Below are 17,636 nucleotides of genomic sequence, written 5' to 3'. Positions count from 1 at the left end.
GTGATGAGTCACCCGCTGTTCGACATCAGCGGCCGGACCGCCCTGGTCACCGGGTCCAGCCGGGGCATCGGCCTCGCGCTGGCCCGGGGCCTGGCGGAGGCCGGCTGCACGGTGGTCCTCAACGGACGCGACGCCGGACGCCTGGAGCGGGCCGCCGCCGAGCTGCCCGGCGACCGGGTCCACGTGGCCGCCTTCGACGTCACCGACGGGCCGTCGGTGGCCGCCGGAATGGCGGACGTCGAGGACCGGGTCGGCCCGCTCGACATCCTGGTCAACAACGCGGGCATGCAACTGCGCGCCCCGCTCCTGGAGTTCACCGACTCCGACTGGCACCGGATCCTGAACACCAACCTCACCAGCGCGTTCCTGGTCGGCCGGGAAGCGGCCCGCCGGATGACGGAGCGCGGCCACGGCAAGATCGTCAACATCTGCTCGCTGCAGAGCGAGGTGGCCCGCCCCGGCATCGCGCCCTACGCGGCCACCAAGGGCGCGCTGAAGATGCTCACCAAGGGCATGTGCGCCGACTGGGGGCCGCACGGCGTCCAGGTCAACGGTCTCGGCCCCGGCTACATCGAGACGGAGCTGACCCAACCCCTCGTCCAGGACGAGGAGTTCAGCGCCTGGGTGCGGCGCCGCACCCCGGCCGGACGGTGGGGCCGCACCGAGGACCTGGTGGGCGGGGTGCTGTTCCTCGTCTCCCCCGCGGCGGACTTCGTCAGCGGGCAGGTGCTGTACGTGGACGGCGGTATGACGAGTGTGCTCTGAAGGGGCGTGAGACGGATGCTGGGTTGTGTGATCCACGGTCAGGGCGACCTGCGCGTCGAGGAGTTGGCGTCACCGGTGCCCGGCCCGGGCGAGGTGCTCGTCGCCGTCCGCTACGGCGGGGTCTGCGGCTCCGACCTGCACTACTGGCGGCACGGCGGGGTCGGCGACTTCCGGCTGAAGGAGCCGATGGTGCTGGGGCACGAGGTGGTGGGCACGGTCCTCACCTCTAAGGGGCCGTCAGGTCCCCCTCCCGGTACGGCCGTCGCCGTGCACCCCGCCACTCCGTGCGGGGTGTGCCCGGAGTGTGCGGACGGGCGGCGCAACGTCTGCCGCGACACCCGCTATCTCGGCAGTGCGGCCCGGACGCCGCACGTCCAGGGCGGTTTCGCGGCGGAGATCGTCGTCCCCGCCGAACAGGTGCGAGCCCTGCCGCCGGGGCTGGATGCGCGGCGGGCCGCGCTCGCCGAGCCGCTTTCGGTGGCACTGCACGCGGTGCGGCGGGCCGGGCCGGTGGCCGGCCGGCACGTCCTGGTCACCGGCGCGGGCCCCATCGGCTGTCTGGTGGTCGCGGCGGCGAAGGCGGCCGGCGCGGCCCGGGTGACCGTGACCGACCTGCTGCCCGCCGCCCTCGGGTACGCGCGGACCGCCGGCGCCGACACCGTCGTACGGGCCGACGATCCGGGGGATCCCGGGTGGCCGGCGGAGGTGGCGGTGGCCGTCGAGGCGTCCGGGGTGGCCGCCGGGCTCGACACCTGCCTGCGGCTGGTGCGGCGCGGCGGGGTCGTGGTGCAGCTGGGCATGCTGCCGCCGGGACAGAGCCCGTTCGCGGGGAACCTGGTGGTCAGCCGGGAGATCGAGCTGCGTGGGGCGTTCCGCTTCGACACCGAGTTCGACGACGCGCTGGCCCTGCTGGCGGCGGAGCCCGCCTTCGACGGGTTGGTCAGCGCGGTCGTACCGGTATGGCAGGCGGAGTCGGCGTTCGCGCTGGCCGCCGACCGGGGCCGCTCCTGCAAGGTGCTGCTGGACTTCGGCGGCTGAGTGTCACCTCGCGTGCGGGGCCGACCCACGAGGGAGTCGAGAATGTCTTCCTCGTGAGGAGTGTCGGCCAGGGCGTGGTTCGCCCTACGGGCGCCACAGGCGGTGCTCCCGTTCGGCCCAGGTGCGGCTCACCGAGCCGGTGCGCATGCCACGGCGGGCCTCCGGGTCGCCCAGGGCCATGCCGATGTGGCCGCCCAGGACGACGCCGATGGTCAGGGCCAGCCAGTCGTGAACGAAGGTCGCGCTGGTGCGCCACATGATCGGGGTGAGATGGGTGAACCACATGAGCAGGCCCGTGCCGAGCATCACGAGGGTCGCCCCGGCGATCCAGGCCGCGTAGATCTTCTGCCCGGCGTTGAACTTGGCCGCCGGACGTGACTCACGCCGTTTGTCCCTGCGCAGGACCGCGCTCAGCCAGCGGCGGTCGTGCGGGCCGAAGCGGTTGAGGTGTCCGAGGTCGGCGCGGAAGGCGCGGGAGGCGAGGCCCGCCAGGACGGGCACGGGCAGGGCGAGGCCCGCCCACTCGTGGACGCGGACCACCAGCTCGCGGCGGCCCACGAGCTGGGCGAACTCGGGGATGTACAGGAAGGCGGCCGTCACCACGCACACGCCCATCAGCAGGGCCGTGGTGCGGTGCACCCATCGCTCGGCGCGGGTGAAGCGGCGGACGTTCGGGGCGGCGGGCGGCGCCTCAGCTCGTAGGCTCATCGTCCCGTCCGTTCGACCGGCCGACCCAGGCGTCGACGTCGTAGCCGCGGTTCTCCCAGTAGCCGGGCTTCACCTTCTCGGTGACGGTGATGCCGGAGAGCCATTTGGCGGACTTGTAGAAGTACATGGGTGCGACGTAGAGACGGACGGGGCCGCCGTGGTCGTGGCCGAGGTCCTTGTCCTGCATGCGCAGCGCGACGAGGACGTCGGCTCGGCGGGCCTGGGCCAGGGTGAGGCTCTCGGTGTAGGCGCCGTCGAAGCAGGTGAAGCGGATCGCGCCGGCGGTGGCCTGCACACCGGCCGCGTCGAGGAGGGTGGAGAGCCGGACGCCCTCGAAGGGGGTGCCGGGGACCCGCCAGCCGGTGACGCACTGGACGTCCTTGACCATCCGGGTCTGCGGCAGGGCCTTGAGGTCGGCCAGGGTGTAGGAGGTGGGGCGGTCGACCAGGCCGTCGACGGTGAGCCGGTAGTCGGTGGCGTTCTTGTGCGGGACGGAGGAGGTCACCGAGTAGTAGCGGAAGCCGCCGCCGTTGGGGAGGAGGCCGGTGAGACCGGTGGGGTCCTTGTCTGCGGCGCTGCCGAGGAAGGCCTCCAGGCCGCGCTGGAGCGGGGGCGCGGCGATGACCCCCACGGCGCCGAGGGCGAGGGTGCCGAGGAAGACGCGGCGGCCGACGGGGGCGCCTCGCTCGCGGGGCGTGTCGGGGGCTCCGGACGGCTCGGGCGGTACGGCGCGCTCGGCCGGTCCGGATGGTTCGGGGTTCACCTTTCCATTCGAGCACTCGGGGGCCCCGCGGGGCCAGGGATCCAGGGTGGCCGTCAGAATTCCGTCATCACTTCTTACCGGGCTCTCAGATGCCCCGGACGGCGGCGGCGCGGGCCGCGTGGAAGGCCGCGTACGGGTCGCGCTGCGGGTAGGACCAGGGCTCGGGGGTGGCGTGCCGTCCGATGCGGTGGAAGAGGGCGGCGGCCTCGGCGCCGCTGCCCTCGCAGACCTTGGCGTGGGCGAGGAAGTTCAGGTCGATCAGATGGCGGGGGTGGCCGTCGTGCTCCCGGCCGTCGTGCTCCCACTCCAGCCACCAGTCGAAGGCGGCCTTCATCACGTCCCGGGCCCAGCCGTCCCGCCAGTGCCCCGAGGCGGCGGGGTCGGCGGGCGCGAAGCCGTGCGCGGCCAGGACGCGGTAGCGCTCGGCGTGGGCGACGACCGGGAGGATGGCCAGCGGGGAGTCGGCGGGCGCCTGCTCGGCTGCCCAGGCGGCGAAGTCGTAGACCTCGTGCAGCGGGTCCGGGCCGCCGTCCGCGCGGCGCTCGGCGAACCGGGCGACCATCAGGTGATGGGCGTGGTGGTGGTCGCGGTGCCGGGAGCGGACCTCCTCGAAGATCCGGACGGCCCGCGGCCCGGCGTCGCGCTCCAGACGGAGCAGGCCGAGCCAGGGGGTGGGGTCGGCGGGCGCGAGCGCGGCGGCCTGGTGGCAGGCCACCCGGGCGGCGGCTGCGTCCTCCTTGCCGCGCAGCGCCCGGGTGACCCGGGCCAGGGCGAGCAGGACGGCGGCGTCGGCGCATTCGGGTTCGTCGAGCATCCACTCCTGGGCCCAGGCGGCCGCATACGGTTCGAGGGCGAGGACGACGACCCGATGGGCGCGGCGGTCCCAGTCGTCGCCGGTGCGGGCGAGCAGGGAGCGGGCGGGCTGTCTGCGGCCCTGGGCCAACGCGGTGCGGGCGGCGCCGAGTCGGGTGTCGTCGAGGGCCGGGTCGGAGGTCGGTAGGGGCACCGCGGGACTTCCTCGTGTTTCCTCGGCGGCGGCTCTGGCGTCGGCCCACGAGCGGCCGATCACTCACAGCCAATCCATAGCCAGCGCTTACCGTCAAGCGCCGGAGATCTGTGACAGGTGTCAACTGCCGGTGAATGCAGGGAACTTGAGGATTCTCCGCGCCAGGTGGGACCCGCCCACGGCCCAGGGTGGGACCCGCCGCGGCCGAGGGGCGACGGTTGCGGTGTGGCGTACGCCATGGCGTGGCACGGCCGTAGCGCACACCATGGTCGTACGGCCGCCGCGCACCCCCGGCCCTGTCCCCGAGTGCCCGCGGCCGAGTCAACCGCCCGGTTCCGGGTACTCCCGGAACCAGGCTTCCGGATCCCCCGGAGCAGAGTTCTGGGCACTCCCAGGGGCACCGAGGGCGCCGGGACGCTACAGTCGGCCCCTACGCACCCCGTCCGTGGTCCGACCGGATGATCGAGGTACGCAGCGTGTCGGTTCTGGTTCTGGTACTCGCCGTGAGCGCCGCCTGCTGCCTGGGCTTCGGGTTCGTGCTCCAGCAGAACGCCGCACAGAAGGCGCCGCTCGGCGACTTCCTCTCACCGCGGCTGCTGCTCGACCTCATGAAGGTGCCGCGCTGGCTGGGCGGCATCGGCCTGATGGTGGCCGGCATGGTGCTGGGCGCGATCGCGCTCGGCCAGGGCGAGATCTCCCTGGTGGAACCGCTGCTCGCGACGAACCTGCTCTTCGCCCTCGCGCTCTCCCGCCACCAGACGAAGCAGTCGCTGGGCCGTCAGGGCTGGGCGGGCCTCGCCCTGCTCGCGGGCGGGGTGACCACCTTCATCGTGGCGGGCGAACCGCGCGGCGGCAACGCCGTCACGGATCCGCTGCGGCACTGGCTGATCATCGGCGTGATGATCGGAACGGCCCTGCTGCTGACCACGTACGCCAAGCGCTCCCGGCTGAGCGCGGGCCCGGTGCTGCTGTCCCTCGCGGCCGGCCTGCTGTACGGCGTCCAGGACGCGCTGACCCGGGTCAGCGGCCAGCGTTTCTCCGCCGACGGCCTCGCCGAGCTGCTGACGAGCTGGCAGCCGTACGCGGTGCTCGCCCTCGGCGTGACCGGGCTGGTGCTGGTGCAGAGCGCCTTCGAGACGGCGCCCCTGCGGATGTCGCTGCCCGCGCTGACCGCGGCCCAGCCGCTCGCCGGGATCGTCTGCGGGGTCGGCTTCCTCGGCGACCGGCTGCACACCGACACCGGCGCGCTGGCCTGGGAGGCGGCGGGCCTGGCGGCGATCGTCGCGGGCATCGTGCTCCTCGGGCTGCACCCGGCGATGCCGCGCGGCACGGCGCCGCGCGAGCAGGTGCCCGACTTCCAGGCGCAGTAGCCCGGCCCCCGTGACCCTGGGGCGGCTGCTTGGATGGGTCCATGAGCGCTGCTGACGAGATCCTCGACATCGTCGACGAACACGACCGCGTCGTCGGACAGGCCCCGCGCGGGCAGGCGTACGCCGAGGGGCTGCGCCACCGCTGTGTGTTCATCCAGGCCAGGGACGCCGAGGGCCGGATCTTCGTGCACCGCCGCACCCCGACGAAGCTGGTCTTCCCCTCCCTGTACGACATGTTCGTCGGCGGGGTGGTCGGCGCGGGCGAGAGCTACGACGACGCCGCCCTGCGGGAGGCCGAGGAGGAGCTGGGCGTCACCGGCCTGCCGCGCCCGGAGTTCCTCTTCACGTTCCTCTACGAGGACGGCGCCGCCGGGAGCTGGTGGTCGGCCGTGTACCAGGTCCGCTGCGACCTGCCGGTGAACCCGCAGGCGGATGAGGTGGCCTGGCACGACTTCCTGCCCGAGGAGGAGGTCGAACGGCGTCTGTCCGGGTGGGAGTGGGTGCCGGACGGGCTCGCGGCGTACCGGCGGCTCCGGGAGTCTCGTGCGGGGCGCTGAGCCGGGCGGGCGCCGGGTAGGGTCCTGCGGGTGATCGAGTTCGTACAGAACGTCCGGTTGTGGTTCGCGCCCGAGCAGATCCGGGAGGAGGGCAGCACGCCCGACTACCGGTTCTCGCTGGCGAACGAGCGCACGTTCCTGGCCTGGCTGCGCACCGCGCTCGCGCTGATCGGCGGGGGCTTCGCGGTGGACCAGTTCCTGCCGGACCTGCGCTGGGGCTGGCGGGTCGGGCTGGCGCTCGCGCTGTTGGCGGCGGGCGTGGCGTGCTCCCTGCGTGCGGTGAACCACTGGATGCGCTGCGAGCGGGCGATGCGCCGGGGCGAGGACCTGCCCGCCTCCCGCTTCCCGGCGCTGCTGGGCGTGCTGGTCGCGGTGGTGGCCGTGGCGATGGTCGTGGTGGTGTTGGTGGGGTGGGAGGGGTGAGCGGCGAGGTCCTGCCTGCGGTGCGCGACCCCGGGCTGCAGCCCGAGCGAACCCGGCTCGCCTGGCGGCGGACGACGCTCGCGAGCACCGTGGCCGCCGTGCTCGCGCTGAAGGCCGCGCTGCACGACGGCGCGTCGGTGCCCGGGATCCTCGCCGGAGCGCTGGCCTGCGGTCTGTGGCTGGCCTTCCTGCTGCTCGCCCACCGCAGGATCCACGCCCTGGCCGCCACGTCGAGCCCGGCGGCCCTCACCCCTCGGCACGCCACGGCGGCGGCGCTGTGCGCGGTGGCCACGGCGGTGTGCGCCGTGGCGCTGGTGCTCTGAACCCCGTCCCCTGCCTGGCGCTCGTCACTACCCGGCGTCTGCCCACTACCCGGCGCCTGCCCCTGCCTCGGCACCTGCGCCTGCCTCGGCACCTGCGCCGGCGTCTTCCGCGTCCCAGTCCACAGTGACCACGATCTTGCCCCGGGTGTGGCCCTCCTGGCTCAGCCGGTGGGCGTCGGCCGCGCGCTCCAGCGGGAAGGTCTCGCGGACGTGCACGGACACCACGCCCTGTTCGGCCAGTTCCGCCAGCCGGGTGAGGTCCTCGGCGTCGGGCCGCCCCCAGTAGTACCGGCCACCGTAGGCGAGGACCTCCCCGTCGACGATCGACACCAGGCGCCCTTCCGGGGCCAGCAGGTTGGCGGAGACCTTCAGGGTGTCGCCGCCGACAGTGTCGAAGGCCGCGTCCACGCCCTCGGGGGCCAGCCCGCGCACCCGTTCGGACAGTCCCGCGCCGTAGGTCACGGGCTCGCCGCCCAGCGAGCGCACGAAGGCGTGGTTGGCCTCGCTCGCCGTGCCGATCACCCGGGCGCCCAGATGCCGCGCGAGCTGCACGGCGATGGAGCCGACGCCGCCCGCGGCCGCGTGCACGAGCACGGTCTCGCCCCGTTTCACCTGCAGGGCCCGGGTCAGCGCCTGGTAGGCGGTGAGCCCGGCCAGCGGCAGGCCCGCGGCCTCCTCCCAGGTGAGGTTGCGCGGCTTGCGGGCGAGGGTGCGCACGGGGGCGGCGACGTACTCAGCGAAGGTGCCCCGGGAGAGGAAGTCCTCACGGACGTAGCCGATGACCTCGTCACCGACCGCGTACTCCGTGACGGACACCCCGGGCTGGACGACGACCCCGGAAACGTCCCAGCCGGGCACCACCGGGAACACGGCGTCCAGGATCGGGTCCAGATACCCCTCGCGGCACTTCCAGTCGACGGGGTTCACGGCCGCCGCCCGGACCTTCACCAGCACCGCGTCGGGGCCGACCCTGGGGTCGGGGACGTCCCCGTACTCAAGCGTCTCGGGGCCGCCGTAGCGGGCGTAGCTGATGGCCTTCATGGGTCCGACCCTCCGGGGTACCGACGCGCCGCGCAAGCCGGATCACCCGATATGTTGGGTGCCACCACTGGACTCCATACCGACCGGTCGGCATGATGGGCTGATCCCGTTCACCCGTCCGTAGGAGCGACGCATGAGCCCCGACCACCCACCCGGACTCGACCTCGACCGGCTGCGCGCCCTCCTGGAGCGCGAGCGTCCCGGTCTGGTCCACGGCCCTCTCACCGGCCGGCTGATCGAGGGCGGACGGTCGAACCTCACCTACGCGGTCTCCGACGGCGAGGCGAAGTGGGTCGTACGGCGGCCTCCGCTCGGGCACGTCCTGGCCACCGCGCACGACATGAAGCGCGAGCACCGGGTGATCAGCGCCCTGCATCCGACGAGCGTGCCGGTGCCGCGTCCGGTGCTGCTGTGCGAGGACCCCGAGAACGAGGCGGCGCCCGGAGCGCCCTTCTACGTCATGGAGTTCGTCGACGGCACCCCGTACCGCACCGCCGACGAACTCGTCCCGCTCGGCGAGCAGCGGACCCGGGACGCGGTGCTGTCGCTGGTGGACACGCTGGTCGAACTGCACGCGGTGGACCCCGCCGCGGTGGGCCTGGCCGACTTCGGCCGGCCGGAGGGCTTCCTGGACCGGCAGCTGCGCCGCTGGGGCAAGCAGCTGGACGCCTCCCGCAGCCGCGACCTGGCCGGGATCGACGAGCTGCACGCGGCACTCGGCCGCGCGCTGCCCTCCTCCCCCGCCCCGGCGGTCGTGCACGGCGACTACCGGCTCGACAACGTCCTGATCGGTTCCGACGACCGCATCAAGGCCATCCTCGACTGGGAGATGTCGACGCTCGGCGACCCGCTGACCGACCTGGGGCTGCTGGTGATGTACAGCGTCCCGCTGGAGCTGCCGAACTCCCCGATCTCCACAACCGCCTCCGCCCCCGGGCACCCGTCGCCGGCCGAGCTGGTCGAACGGTACGCGGCGCGCTCCGGGCGGGACGTCTCGGCGGTCTCCTGGTACACGGCGTTCGCCTGGTTCAAGCTCGCCGTGATCCTGGAGGGCATCCACTACCGCTACACCCTCGGCCAGACCGTCGGGCGCGGCTTCGACCGCATCGGGGAGCTCGTCCCCGTCTTCATCGAGCACGGCACGACCACTCTGAAGGAAGGCTGACCGGCATGGACTTCGCGTTCGACGCCCGCACCGAGGAACTCCGCGCCAGGCTGCTCGCCTTCATGGACGAGTACGTCTACCCGGCCGAGGCCGTCGCCGAGGAGCAGCGCGCGCTGCTGGCCTCGCCGTGGGACACCCCGGCCGTGGTGGAGGAGCTGAAGGCCGAGGCGCGCAGGCAGGGCCTGTGGAACCTGTTCCTGCCCGACGCCGAGCACGGCGCTGGTCTGACGAACCTCCAGTACGCGCCGCTGGCCGAGATCACCGGCCGCTCCCCGCAGCTGGCGCCGACGGCCCTGAACTGCGCCGCGCCGGACACCGGCAACATGGAGGTGCTCGCGCAGTTCGGCGACGAGCAGCACAAGAAGCAGTGGCTGGAGCCGCTGCTCGCCGGGGAGATCCGCTCGGCGTTCGCGATGACCGAGCCGGAGGTCGCCTCCTCCGACGCCACCAACATCACCACGCTCATCGAGCGGGACGGTGACGAGTACATCGTCACCGGCCGCAAGTGGTACATCTCCGGGGCGATGAACCCGGACTGCAGGATCTTCATCGTAATGGGCAAGACGGACCCCGAGGGCGCCGACATCCGCCGTCAGCAGTCCATGGTGCTGGTGCCGCGCGACACGCCCGGCGTCACCGTGAAGCGGGCGATGAAGGTGTTCGGCTACGAGGACCACTACCACGGCGGCCACGCCGAGGTGGTCCTCGACCACGCGCGCGTGCCCGTGACGAACCTGATCGGCGAGGAGGGCGGCGGCTTCGCCATCGCCCAGGCCCGGCTCGGCCCCGGCCGCATCCACCACTGCATGCGGCTGATCGGCATGGCGGAGCGGGCGATCGAGCTGATGTGCCGCCGGGCCGTCTCCCGGGACGCCTTCGGCAAGGCGCTGGCCCAGCAGGGTGTGGTCCACAACTGGATCGCGGACGCGCGCGTGACGGTCGAGCAGCTGCGGCTGCTGGTGCTGAAGACCGCCTGGATGATGGACACCGTCGGCAACCGCGGCGCCCACACGGAGATCCAGGCCATCAAGATCGCGACGCCCCGCGCGGTCGTCGACATCATCGACCGGGCCATCCAGTTGCACGGCGCGGGCGGCGTCAGCCAGGACTTCCCGCTGGCCGAGCTGTACGCCGGGGCCCGCACGCTGATGATCGCCGACGGCCCGGACGAGGTGCACCAGCGGTCGCTGGCGCGACGGGAGCTGAAGAAGTACCTGTGAACGGAGGTACCTGCAAGAACCAGGTACCCGTGAGCGGGAGGAGCCCCGCCGGAACCTCTCGGGTTCCGGCGGGGCTCCTGCCGCTTTCTCAGACCGCGAGCAGGGCGCTCTCGATCGCGTGCCGAAGGTGCGGCCGCGCGTCGCCCGCGTCGGCCTTCTCCAGCAGCACCGACAGGAAGTCCGCGTCGGGGTATCCCTGCACCCCGTCGTCCTTCATCGCCCGCACCTGCGACCACAGGGCGATCATCATCTCGTTGCAGGCCTGGGCCTGCCGCATCCCCTCCGGCCGGTCCCCGACGAACGCCGCACGTGCCGAGATCCCCAGCCGGTGACCCATGACCAGCAGGAACGTCTCCTTCGACGCCGAGTTCAGGACGTCGAGAAACCTCTCCCGGATGGTCATTGGTCCATGTCCCAGAAGTCCTCGTCCGACATGGGCCGAGAACTGCCGTAGGTTTCGCGCGGCAGTGAGTCGACGTCGTACCCACGCGAACGCAGCACCGCGATTCTGGTGTTTCCGTTCATGATCGTTCCGTCCGGCTTCGCGATCAGCGGCTCGTGCGCTCCCGGCCTGAGCGAGTGGACGATGTCCTTGGTGTCCTGCTTGTGCCAGAAGTCCAGCGAGCTCCTGTCGAGGGAGCTGTCCGGGTGCAGCGACTTCAGCGGCGGATCGCACGGAGTGGCGTTGTGCACGAGCACCGGCGTCTTCCCGGCCAGCACATAGTACGTGTGCAGGTCGGCGACGGTGACGTTGTGCACCGTGGCCTGCTCGGTCCACCGCCGGACCGCGGTGATGCGTACCTCGGTCCCTCGGGAGGTGCGGAGCAGTTCACCCGCGGTGAGGTCGGTGGCCTTGATCCACTTGCCGAGCGCCGGCACCCAGAACGGGTGGCCGTCGGTCGCGGTGACCGAGGCCGTCACCCTCTTGCCGTCGACCTCGAGGGCCAGGGTGATCCCGACCAGGTGCTTCAGACCCGTGCCGGTGATCTCGGCGGTGACCGTCCTGACCGTGGTGCGACCGGTCTTCGGGTCGGTGGTCAGGACCTTGTCACCGGTCCTGACGTCCTCGATGGGCTTGGCCGTGCCGTCCGCCATGAGGACTTCGGTGCCGGGGAGGAAGCTGTTGCACGGCCGTGGGCGTTCCGCGCCCGCCGCTCCGCCCAGGTACGCCAGCAGGACGTCGCCGACGATGCCCTCGATGACCTTGCCCCGGGCCACCTCCTTGGCCTCGTCGTCGCACTGGTCGGCGTGGTAGGCGCAGTAGGTGGCGGCGATCTCCTTGGCCACCGCCGGATCGGCGTCGTCCCCCTTGTCGAGGATGTACTTGTACGCCTGCCGGCAGCCTTCACGTCCGTAGCACGCGCTGCCCTTCTCGGCGCCCTCGTAGACCGGGTTGTCCCAGAAGTCGTCCGAGAACTCCCCGATCATGCTGCGGGAGAAGTAGTCGGACAGCTTGGCCATGTCGTTCGTGACCGGCGTGTTCGACGCCACCCACGCCCGCTTGCGGGCCTGCTGCCGCTTGTAGATGTTGCCGCGGTGGTAGTCGGACGTGCCCGTCTTCGGGTCGTAGCCGACTTCCTGCTGCTGGTGCTTGCTGCAGTACTTGATGTCGTACTGGCAGGAGTTGGGCCGGGAGCCGATCTCCGTGCCCGCCGGGTCGGAGTGGGTCAGCGGGTTGTTGTCGGCGTAGGTGTAGCCGTGCATCTGCTGCGGGTCGGTGGCCGTGAAGAGCGGGTCGACCGACTGGAACCGTCCCGTCGCCGGGTCGTACTCGCGGGCGCCCAGGTGGGTCAGGCCCGTCGAGGCGTCGACGGTGCCTCCGACGAAGCCCCTGGTGCCGGGCCAGCCTGCGGGCTCGGTGCCGCGCAGGCCGCCGAAGGGCTTGGTGCGGCGCTGGGCGAGGGCCTGGCTGGTGGCATCGACGGACAGCTGGCCGGTGCCGTGATGGTCGGCCAGGATGAAGGAGATCCTGCCGTCGTCGCTCTGTACCGCCTGGTGGCCGCCGCCGAGGTCGAAGTAGCGGGTGGCCTTGGCGGTCGTGGCGCCCTTGGCGAGGGTGATCTCGGTGGTGCCGAGGTAGAGCGTCGTCCCGGTCGGGGTGCGGCCGATCAGCCGGTTGCCGTCGGCGTCGTACAGGTACTCGGTGACCTTGTCGCTGCCGCCCTCCACCGGCTCGGTGACCTTCGCCAGGTGACCCTCGGCGTCCCAGAGAAGCGTCTGGGAGGTTCCGTTGCCGAGCTGCCGGGTCTGGGTGTCGCCGATGGCGTCATAGGTGTAGCTGTCGGTGGACTTGACCGTGCCGGTGGTGGTGTCGACCGAGCTCAGCCTGTGCGAGCCCGGCTTCGGGTAGTTGTAGACACGCTTCGTGTCCGACCCGCCCGTGGTGGTGCCATGTCCGGTCTCGGTGAGCCGGTTGCCGACCATGTCGTAGGTGTAGGAGTCCCAGTAGGGGGCCGGGCCGCCCAGCACGCCGGTGGCGGGGGCGCTCGCGCAGGCCGTGGTGGACTGCGTCCACGCCTCGGTCGTGCGGCCCAGGTAGTCGTAGACGAAGCACTGGTTGTCGGTGCCGGAGCGGGAGGTGTCCGAGACGGACAGGACGTTGCCCGCCTCGTCGTACTTGTAGGTGTTGTACTGGTCGACGCCCGCGACGTCCTGACGGTCCACCCGCGAGGTCGCCAGCCGCTGGGTGCCCCACTGGTAGGTGTTGGTCTCGTACGTCGTCTTGCCGCCGTTCGCGGCCAGCGAGTACTGCAGCGGCTTGCCCGTGAAGCTGTAGGACGTCGAGCCGGTCAGGTTCAGCGGGCCGCTGACGCCGACGGGCCGCAGCGTGCCGTCCTCGTAGGTGTAGGCCACGGTGTTCGCCGCCAGCGCGCCCGCCTTGGGGTAGCCGACGCCCTCCACCGTGCCGGAGGCGTTGTACGTGGTCGCCGACAGGTAGGTGCCGGCCAGCGCTCCCTCGGTGGAGGGGATGGTCACCTGGGTGCGCAGCGGCCGGTAGAGCCGGTCGTAGGCGAGGACCTTGGTGCTGTACGCCTGTCCGCCGCTGTAGCGGACGGACTCCGCGAGATGGCCCTTGGCGCCGCTGACGGTGTCGTAGATCCACTTGGCGCGCAGGGTGCCGGTGGCGCTGTTCTCGCGCAGTTCGGTCGGGCGGCCCTGGCCGTCGTAGACATGGGCGAGGACGCTGCCGCGGGCGTCCCTGGTGGTGGTCGCGAGCCCGCGGTCGTCGTAGTCGGTGTGGCCGGCGCCCTTGTCGGGGTCGGTGGTGTCGGTGAGCCGGCCCAGCAGGTCGTACGTCCACGTCCAGGCGTTGCCGGCCGGGTCGGTGACCCTGGTCAGCTCACCGCGCGGCGAGTAGCCGTACGACGTGGTGTCGTAGGCGGCGTCGGCGGCGCGCGCGTGGAGTTCGCGGACCTCGGTGTTCTGGCCGCGCGAGTCGGTCAGCGTGGTGGTGGCGGTGCCGCCGGCCGGCGGGATGACCGTGGTGCGGTCACCGCCGTAGATCGTCTTCGTGACGCCGAGGACCGTGCCGCCGTCGCCGTTGCCCGCGACCTTCTTCAGCTCGGTCTCGCGGCCGAGACCGTCGTGGGCGTGCCAGGTCTGCGTCTCCACGCTCAGCGCGTCGTCGACCTTGAAGAGGGTCGTGGAGGGGGCGGTGGTGTCGGTGTAGTAGGAGGCGAACTCCTTGGCGGTCAGGCCGCGTTCGTCGTAGAAGGTGTCCGTCAGGAGGGTGCCGCCGTTCGGCCCCGGCGCCTGGGTCTGCCGGGGGCGCAGGAAGCCGTCGTAGAGGACGTACGAGGTGTTCTGGGCGCCGTTGTTGCCGATGGTCCTCGTGCCGATCGCGACCGGCTTGCCGTCGGCGATGGTGTACGTGAACTCGTAGCTCGGGGTCTGGCCGGTGGTGCGGTCCGGGAGCCACACCTTGGTGTTGCGGCCCAGCGGATCGTACGCGTACGTGGTGACCTTGCCGTTGGTGTCGGTCTCGGTCAGCGGCTGTCCGCGCAGTGCCTCGAAGGTCTGCGAGGTGGTCGTGGCGGTGCTGCTGTCGCCCGGGGTGACGGGCGGCATGGTGACCGTGGTGCCGGTGGCGAAGCCCGAGGTGGGAGTGAACGCCGTGGTGGTCGTACGGCCGTCGGTGCGGGCGGTCCGGGTGAGCGCGCCCGCCGAGGTGACCGTGACGTCGGCGGCCAGGTCGGTGGAGGTGAGCATGCGGCCGTAGGAGTCGAACGTGGAGCTCGACTCCAGGTAGACGGCCGTGCTGCCGTCGTACTTCTTGAGCTTGGCGACGCGGGTGGCGTCGCCCTTCGTGGCCGCCGCGCCGTAGGCGCCGCCGTCGTAGGCGGTGCGGGTGTCGGTGAGGACGTCGGCCGGGCGGCTGGTGGCGGCGGCGCACGCCTTGGCCACCGTCTCGACGCGCACCGGGGTGTTGAGGACGGCGCTGCCGGCGACGTAGGTGGTGCGGGTGCACTGGTCGTCGGCAGTGGTGCCGGTGTCGCCCGCGTCGTCTGTCTGGGTGACCTGGCCGGTCGCCGGGTCGAAGGTGTCGGTGGTGGAGGTGGTCCGCCAGGCGGCGCCCGCCCCGTCGTCCAGGGAGGTCCAGGTCCTGGCGTTCTCGGTGCCGCTGAAGTCGGCGGTGACGGTGCCCCAGTCACGGACCTTCTTCGCGGTCTCCTTGTGCCACGGGCGGCTCACCGTCTTGGAGAGCACCTTGCCGCCGGGACCGGAGTAGTTGACGGATCTGTAGGCGAACCCGGCCGTCGAGGAGTGGTCGGTGATCGGGTCGCCCTCGCCGGAGCCCAGGGTGACACTGACGTCCTTGGTGCCGCCGGAGGTCGTCTTGCGGTCGCCGTCCATGCCGCGCAGGAAGTAGGAGTCGGTCTGCGTCTTCATCGCCGACGCGCCGCCCTGACCACCGGTGCGCACCCGGACGTGACCGTAACCGCGCCAGTCGGACCAGGTCTTGAACTTGTCCTTGGTCATGCCGTCGGCGTCGTCGTAGTGCCAGGCCGCGCCGTCCAGGTAGTCGTACATGGTGACCTGGTCGGGGGCGCCGCCGGTGCGGTCGGTCGCGGTGACCGTGTCCACCACGTACTTGTTGAACCACTGCCGCTCGGGGTCGGTGGTGGAGCTGCCGCCGATGTACTGCGGGAAGCATCGGGTGGTGTTGGTCTCCGGGGTGGGCAGCGCGTTCGCGTCGCACACCGGGGCCGAGTAGCCGACGTCGATCTGGCCGCCCGACTCGTCGGCGACGGAGGACAGCCGGGCCTTGATGAAGGGGGCCCAGCCGTCGCCGGTCTTGTCCAGCCGGTTGGCGAGCTGCGTGTAGGCGAAGGTGACCTTCGGCAGGGTGATCGAGGCCGTGCCGTCGTAGCCGGTGCGCTGCACGGAGTCCAGCAGCAGCTGGTAGTCGATGTCGGCCTGACCCCAGCGGTGGGCGAGCTTGTAGCCGTCGACCTTGCTGTAGGCGCCGGACACCAGGACCTCGGTCGTGACGTCGGTCAGCCGCTTGCGGGTGAAGAAGGCGGGCGAAGAGCGGCCGTTGTCACAGTCGGTGCCCGCCTCGCAGTTCAGGTCCCACGGGGTGTCGTACCAGTAGAACGCGTCCTTGGAGATCGAGGAGCAGTCGGTGTTGCTGTCCGGGATGCAGCGCTCGGAGCTGGTGAAGTCGACCTTGGCGAGCGGCTTCGCCGAGTACACGGCCGTGGACTTCAGGCCGTACTCGATGCGGTCCAGGGTGCCGCCGCGGACATAGGGGGTGTCGTCGGCCGCCTTGAGGTTGCGGCCGTAGGAATTGCTCTCCTTGTCGTAGTAGTAGGCGACGGCGTTGCCATGCGTGTCCACGACGTAGTCGAGGTTCCAGCGCCAGCCCTGCTGGCACCAGGAGTCCGCGAAGGCGGCGGCGTGGCAGGGCTCGCCGGAGTCGTCGCCGTAGACGGGGACGGTCCAGGCGGAGTCGGTGGTCTCGCTGCCGCTCGCCCAGCCGGGCAGCCGGTTGTAGCCGAAGTAGTACTGCGTGCCGTCGGGCGTCGTCACCCGCCAGTACTCGTCGTTACGGGCGCCGTTGGAGCGCACGTCGGACGTCGAACCGTAGATCCGGTCGACCTTGGTGCCGTCGTCGTCCTTCAGCTTGAAGGAGTTGGTGCCGCTCGGCACCAACTCGCCGCCCGCGCCGTTGAGTTGCAGCACGGCGTTGTCGTAGCCCCAGCACAGGTCGCCGGGCTCGTTGCCGTCGGCGTTCTTGACGTCGTCGTCGGAGCAGCCCTTGTAGCGGCGCTCGATGTACCCGGGCGACAGGTCGAAGCCGTCGCCGACCCAGGAGGACTGGTTGTTGGTGTTGCCGGTGCGGCCGTCGACCCCACCGGAGGAGTACGACAGCGAGAGTTTCGGGGCGAGCCCGCCGGGGACCTGGGGCACCGCCATCGGGTACGACCAGGCGAAGAAGCCGCTGTTGAGGTCGGTGCTCCAGTTCGCGGACGCGGACAGGGAGGTGGCCTTGAAGTCGCCAAGTCCGCTGCCGGAGCCGGCGACCGCCGCGAGGACGGTGGTCGAGGAGGCGCTGAGGGTGACCGCCTTCGCGGTCAGGGTCTTCGTCTCGGGGTCGTTGACCGTGTCGACCGGCTTGGCGGTGCGGCAGCGCGCCTGCCGCGGGGTGCTCAGCACACAGGCGGGCAGTTCGACGAGCCGCAGCCGGTCGGCGTAACCGCCGCCGTACGCCCCGGCGAAGGAGGAGTAGTCCAGGCCCGCGCGGACCTGACCGGCGCCCTGCGCGCTGCCGGCGTGCAAGGTGAAGACGGGGCCGTCGACGCCGGCCCTCTTCGCGAACGCGCGGTCCAGGACGCGGGCGGCGACCGTGCCGGTGGCCGCCTTCTTGGTGTTCTTGGCGGTGCCGTCGGCCCGGGCGTCCAGCGTCAGCGCCAGGCCCTTGACCCGGGGCGCGGGCTTCGTCGTCGCGGTGGCCGGCGTTTTCGACAGGTCGACCGTCGCCGCGCCGGGCTTGGGCCAGGCGGTGGCCGGGGCTTCCCGCGGGGTGCGGGGGGTCTTCATGGCCTTGCGGGGCACGGCTTTGCCCGCCGGGCCGCCGGCGAGCGACTTCTCGGCGGCGGGCAGTGCCGGCTTGTGCCAGCCGTCGGCGAGGGCCGGGGCGGCGACGCCCTGGAGCAGGGTCGCCGTCATCACGGTGGCGGTGGCCAGGGCGAGCTTGCGTCGCGGGCTGCGCAGCGGTCCTCGCGGGGTGCGCAACGACCCTCGCGGGGTGCG

The 17,636-nt window shown here is 71.9% G+C and carries 14 protein-coding genes; 8 read left to right on the top strand and 6 right to left on the bottom strand.

What is annotated here, in order from left to right; all coding sequences use genetic code 11:
• Both B5557_RS35470 and B5557_RS35465 read left to right on the top strand, forming a co-directional pair.
• On the top strand, positions 1-765 hold the full coding sequence (locus tag B5557_RS35470; protein WP_099937656.1) for a glucose 1-dehydrogenase: 765 nt from the start codon (positions 1-3) through the stop codon (positions 763-765).
• A 15-nt stretch (positions 766-780) separates the two neighbouring features.
• On the top strand, positions 781-1,803 hold the full coding sequence (locus tag B5557_RS35465; RefSeq protein WP_079663311.1) for an L-idonate 5-dehydrogenase: 1,023 nt from the start codon (positions 781-783) through the stop codon (positions 1,801-1,803).
• Positions 1,804-1,887: 84 nt separating this feature from the next.
• Here the strand turns inward: B5557_RS35465 and B5557_RS35460 are convergent, their stop codons facing one another.
• From B5557_RS35460 to B5557_RS35450, 3 genes are all read right to left on the bottom strand, one after another.
• Positions 1,888-2,511 carry a cytochrome b/b6 domain-containing protein gene (locus B5557_RS35460; protein ID WP_079663310.1) on the bottom strand — a complete coding sequence of 208 codons (624 nt, stop codon included), beginning with the start codon at positions 2,509-2,511 and terminating at the stop codon, positions 1,888-1,890.
• Entirely contained in the window at positions 2,495-3,274 is a 780-nt protein-coding gene (locus B5557_RS35455) for a molybdopterin-dependent oxidoreductase (RefSeq protein ID WP_079663309.1), read from the bottom strand. The genes B5557_RS35460 and B5557_RS35455 overlap by 17 nt, the downstream gene beginning before the upstream one ends.
• Before the next feature lie 85 nt (positions 3,275-3,359).
• Positions 3,360-4,280 (bottom strand): hypothetical protein, encoded by a 921-nt coding sequence (locus tag B5557_RS35450; RefSeq protein WP_079663308.1) that lies wholly within the window; start codon positions 4,278-4,280, stop codon positions 3,360-3,362.
• Between the two features lie 476 nt (positions 4,281-4,756).
• Between B5557_RS35450 and B5557_RS35445 the strand changes: the two genes are divergently transcribed.
• The 4 genes from B5557_RS35445 to B5557_RS35430 are packed head-to-tail and all read left to right on the top strand — an operon-like array spanning position 4,757 to position 6,953.
• Positions 4,757-5,650: a DMT family transporter gene (locus tag B5557_RS35445; protein WP_079665177.1), complete on the top strand. Its 894-nt coding sequence runs from the start codon at positions 4,757-4,759 to the stop codon at positions 5,648-5,650.
• A 41-nt stretch (positions 5,651-5,691) separates the two neighbouring features.
• A complete protein-coding gene (locus tag B5557_RS35440) occupies positions 5,692-6,207 on the top strand; it encodes an NUDIX hydrolase (RefSeq protein ID WP_079663307.1) in 516 nt (171 codons plus the stop codon).
• A 30-nt stretch (positions 6,208-6,237) separates the two neighbouring features.
• On the top strand, positions 6,238-6,630 hold the full coding sequence (locus B5557_RS35435; RefSeq protein WP_079663306.1) for a YidH family protein: 393 nt from the start codon (positions 6,238-6,240) through the stop codon (positions 6,628-6,630).
• Complete coding sequence (locus B5557_RS35430; RefSeq protein WP_443031305.1) at positions 6,618-6,953, top strand: DUF202 domain-containing protein; 336 nt, start codon at positions 6,618-6,620, stop codon at positions 6,951-6,953. Before B5557_RS35435 ends, B5557_RS35430 begins: the two co-directional genes overlap by 13 nt.
• A 45-nt stretch (positions 6,954-6,998) precedes the next feature.
• Here the strand turns inward: B5557_RS35430 and B5557_RS35425 are convergent, their stop codons facing one another.
• Complete coding sequence (locus B5557_RS35425) at positions 6,999-7,994, bottom strand: NADP-dependent oxidoreductase (protein ID WP_079663304.1); 996 nt, start codon at positions 7,992-7,994, stop codon at positions 6,999-7,001.
• Positions 7,995-8,127: 133 nt separating this feature from the next.
• Between B5557_RS35425 and B5557_RS35420 the strand changes: the two genes are divergently transcribed.
• Together B5557_RS35420 and B5557_RS35415 are read left to right on the top strand one after the other, a co-directional pair.
• A complete protein-coding gene (locus tag B5557_RS35420; RefSeq protein ID WP_079663303.1) occupies positions 8,128-9,159 on the top strand; it encodes a phosphotransferase family protein in 1,032 nt (343 codons plus the stop codon).
• Positions 9,160-9,164: 5 nt separating this feature from the next.
• The gene (locus tag B5557_RS35415) at positions 9,165-10,379 is read left to right on the top strand and encodes an acyl-CoA dehydrogenase family protein (RefSeq protein WP_079663302.1); all 1,215 of its coding nucleotides are present in this window, start codon (positions 9,165-9,167) and stop codon (positions 10,377-10,379) included.
• An 88-nt stretch (positions 10,380-10,467) separates the two neighbouring features.
• Here B5557_RS35415 and B5557_RS35410 read toward each other — a convergent pair whose 3' ends face one another.
• Together B5557_RS35410 and B5557_RS35405 are read right to left on the bottom strand one after the other, a co-directional pair.
• Positions 10,468-10,782, bottom strand: coding sequence for a hypothetical protein (locus B5557_RS35410; RefSeq protein ID WP_079663301.1), 315 nt, complete (start codon positions 10,780-10,782; stop codon positions 10,468-10,470).
• Positions 10,779-17,552: a polymorphic toxin-type HINT domain-containing protein gene (locus B5557_RS35405; protein WP_231976496.1), complete on the bottom strand. Its 6,774-nt coding sequence runs from the start codon at positions 17,550-17,552 to the stop codon at positions 10,779-10,781. The genes B5557_RS35410 and B5557_RS35405 overlap by 4 nt, the downstream gene beginning before the upstream one ends.
• Positions 17,553-17,636: the final 84 nt, after the last annotated feature.

This window comes from Streptomyces sp. 3214.6 (genome assembly GCF_900129855.1).
GTDB classification, from domain to species: domain Bacteria; phylum Actinomycetota; class Actinomycetes; order Streptomycetales; family Streptomycetaceae; genus Streptomyces; species Streptomyces soliscabiei.
The sequence above is the reverse complement of the archived record's forward strand: the minus strand, read 5'-3'. Positions and strand labels throughout refer to the sequence as shown.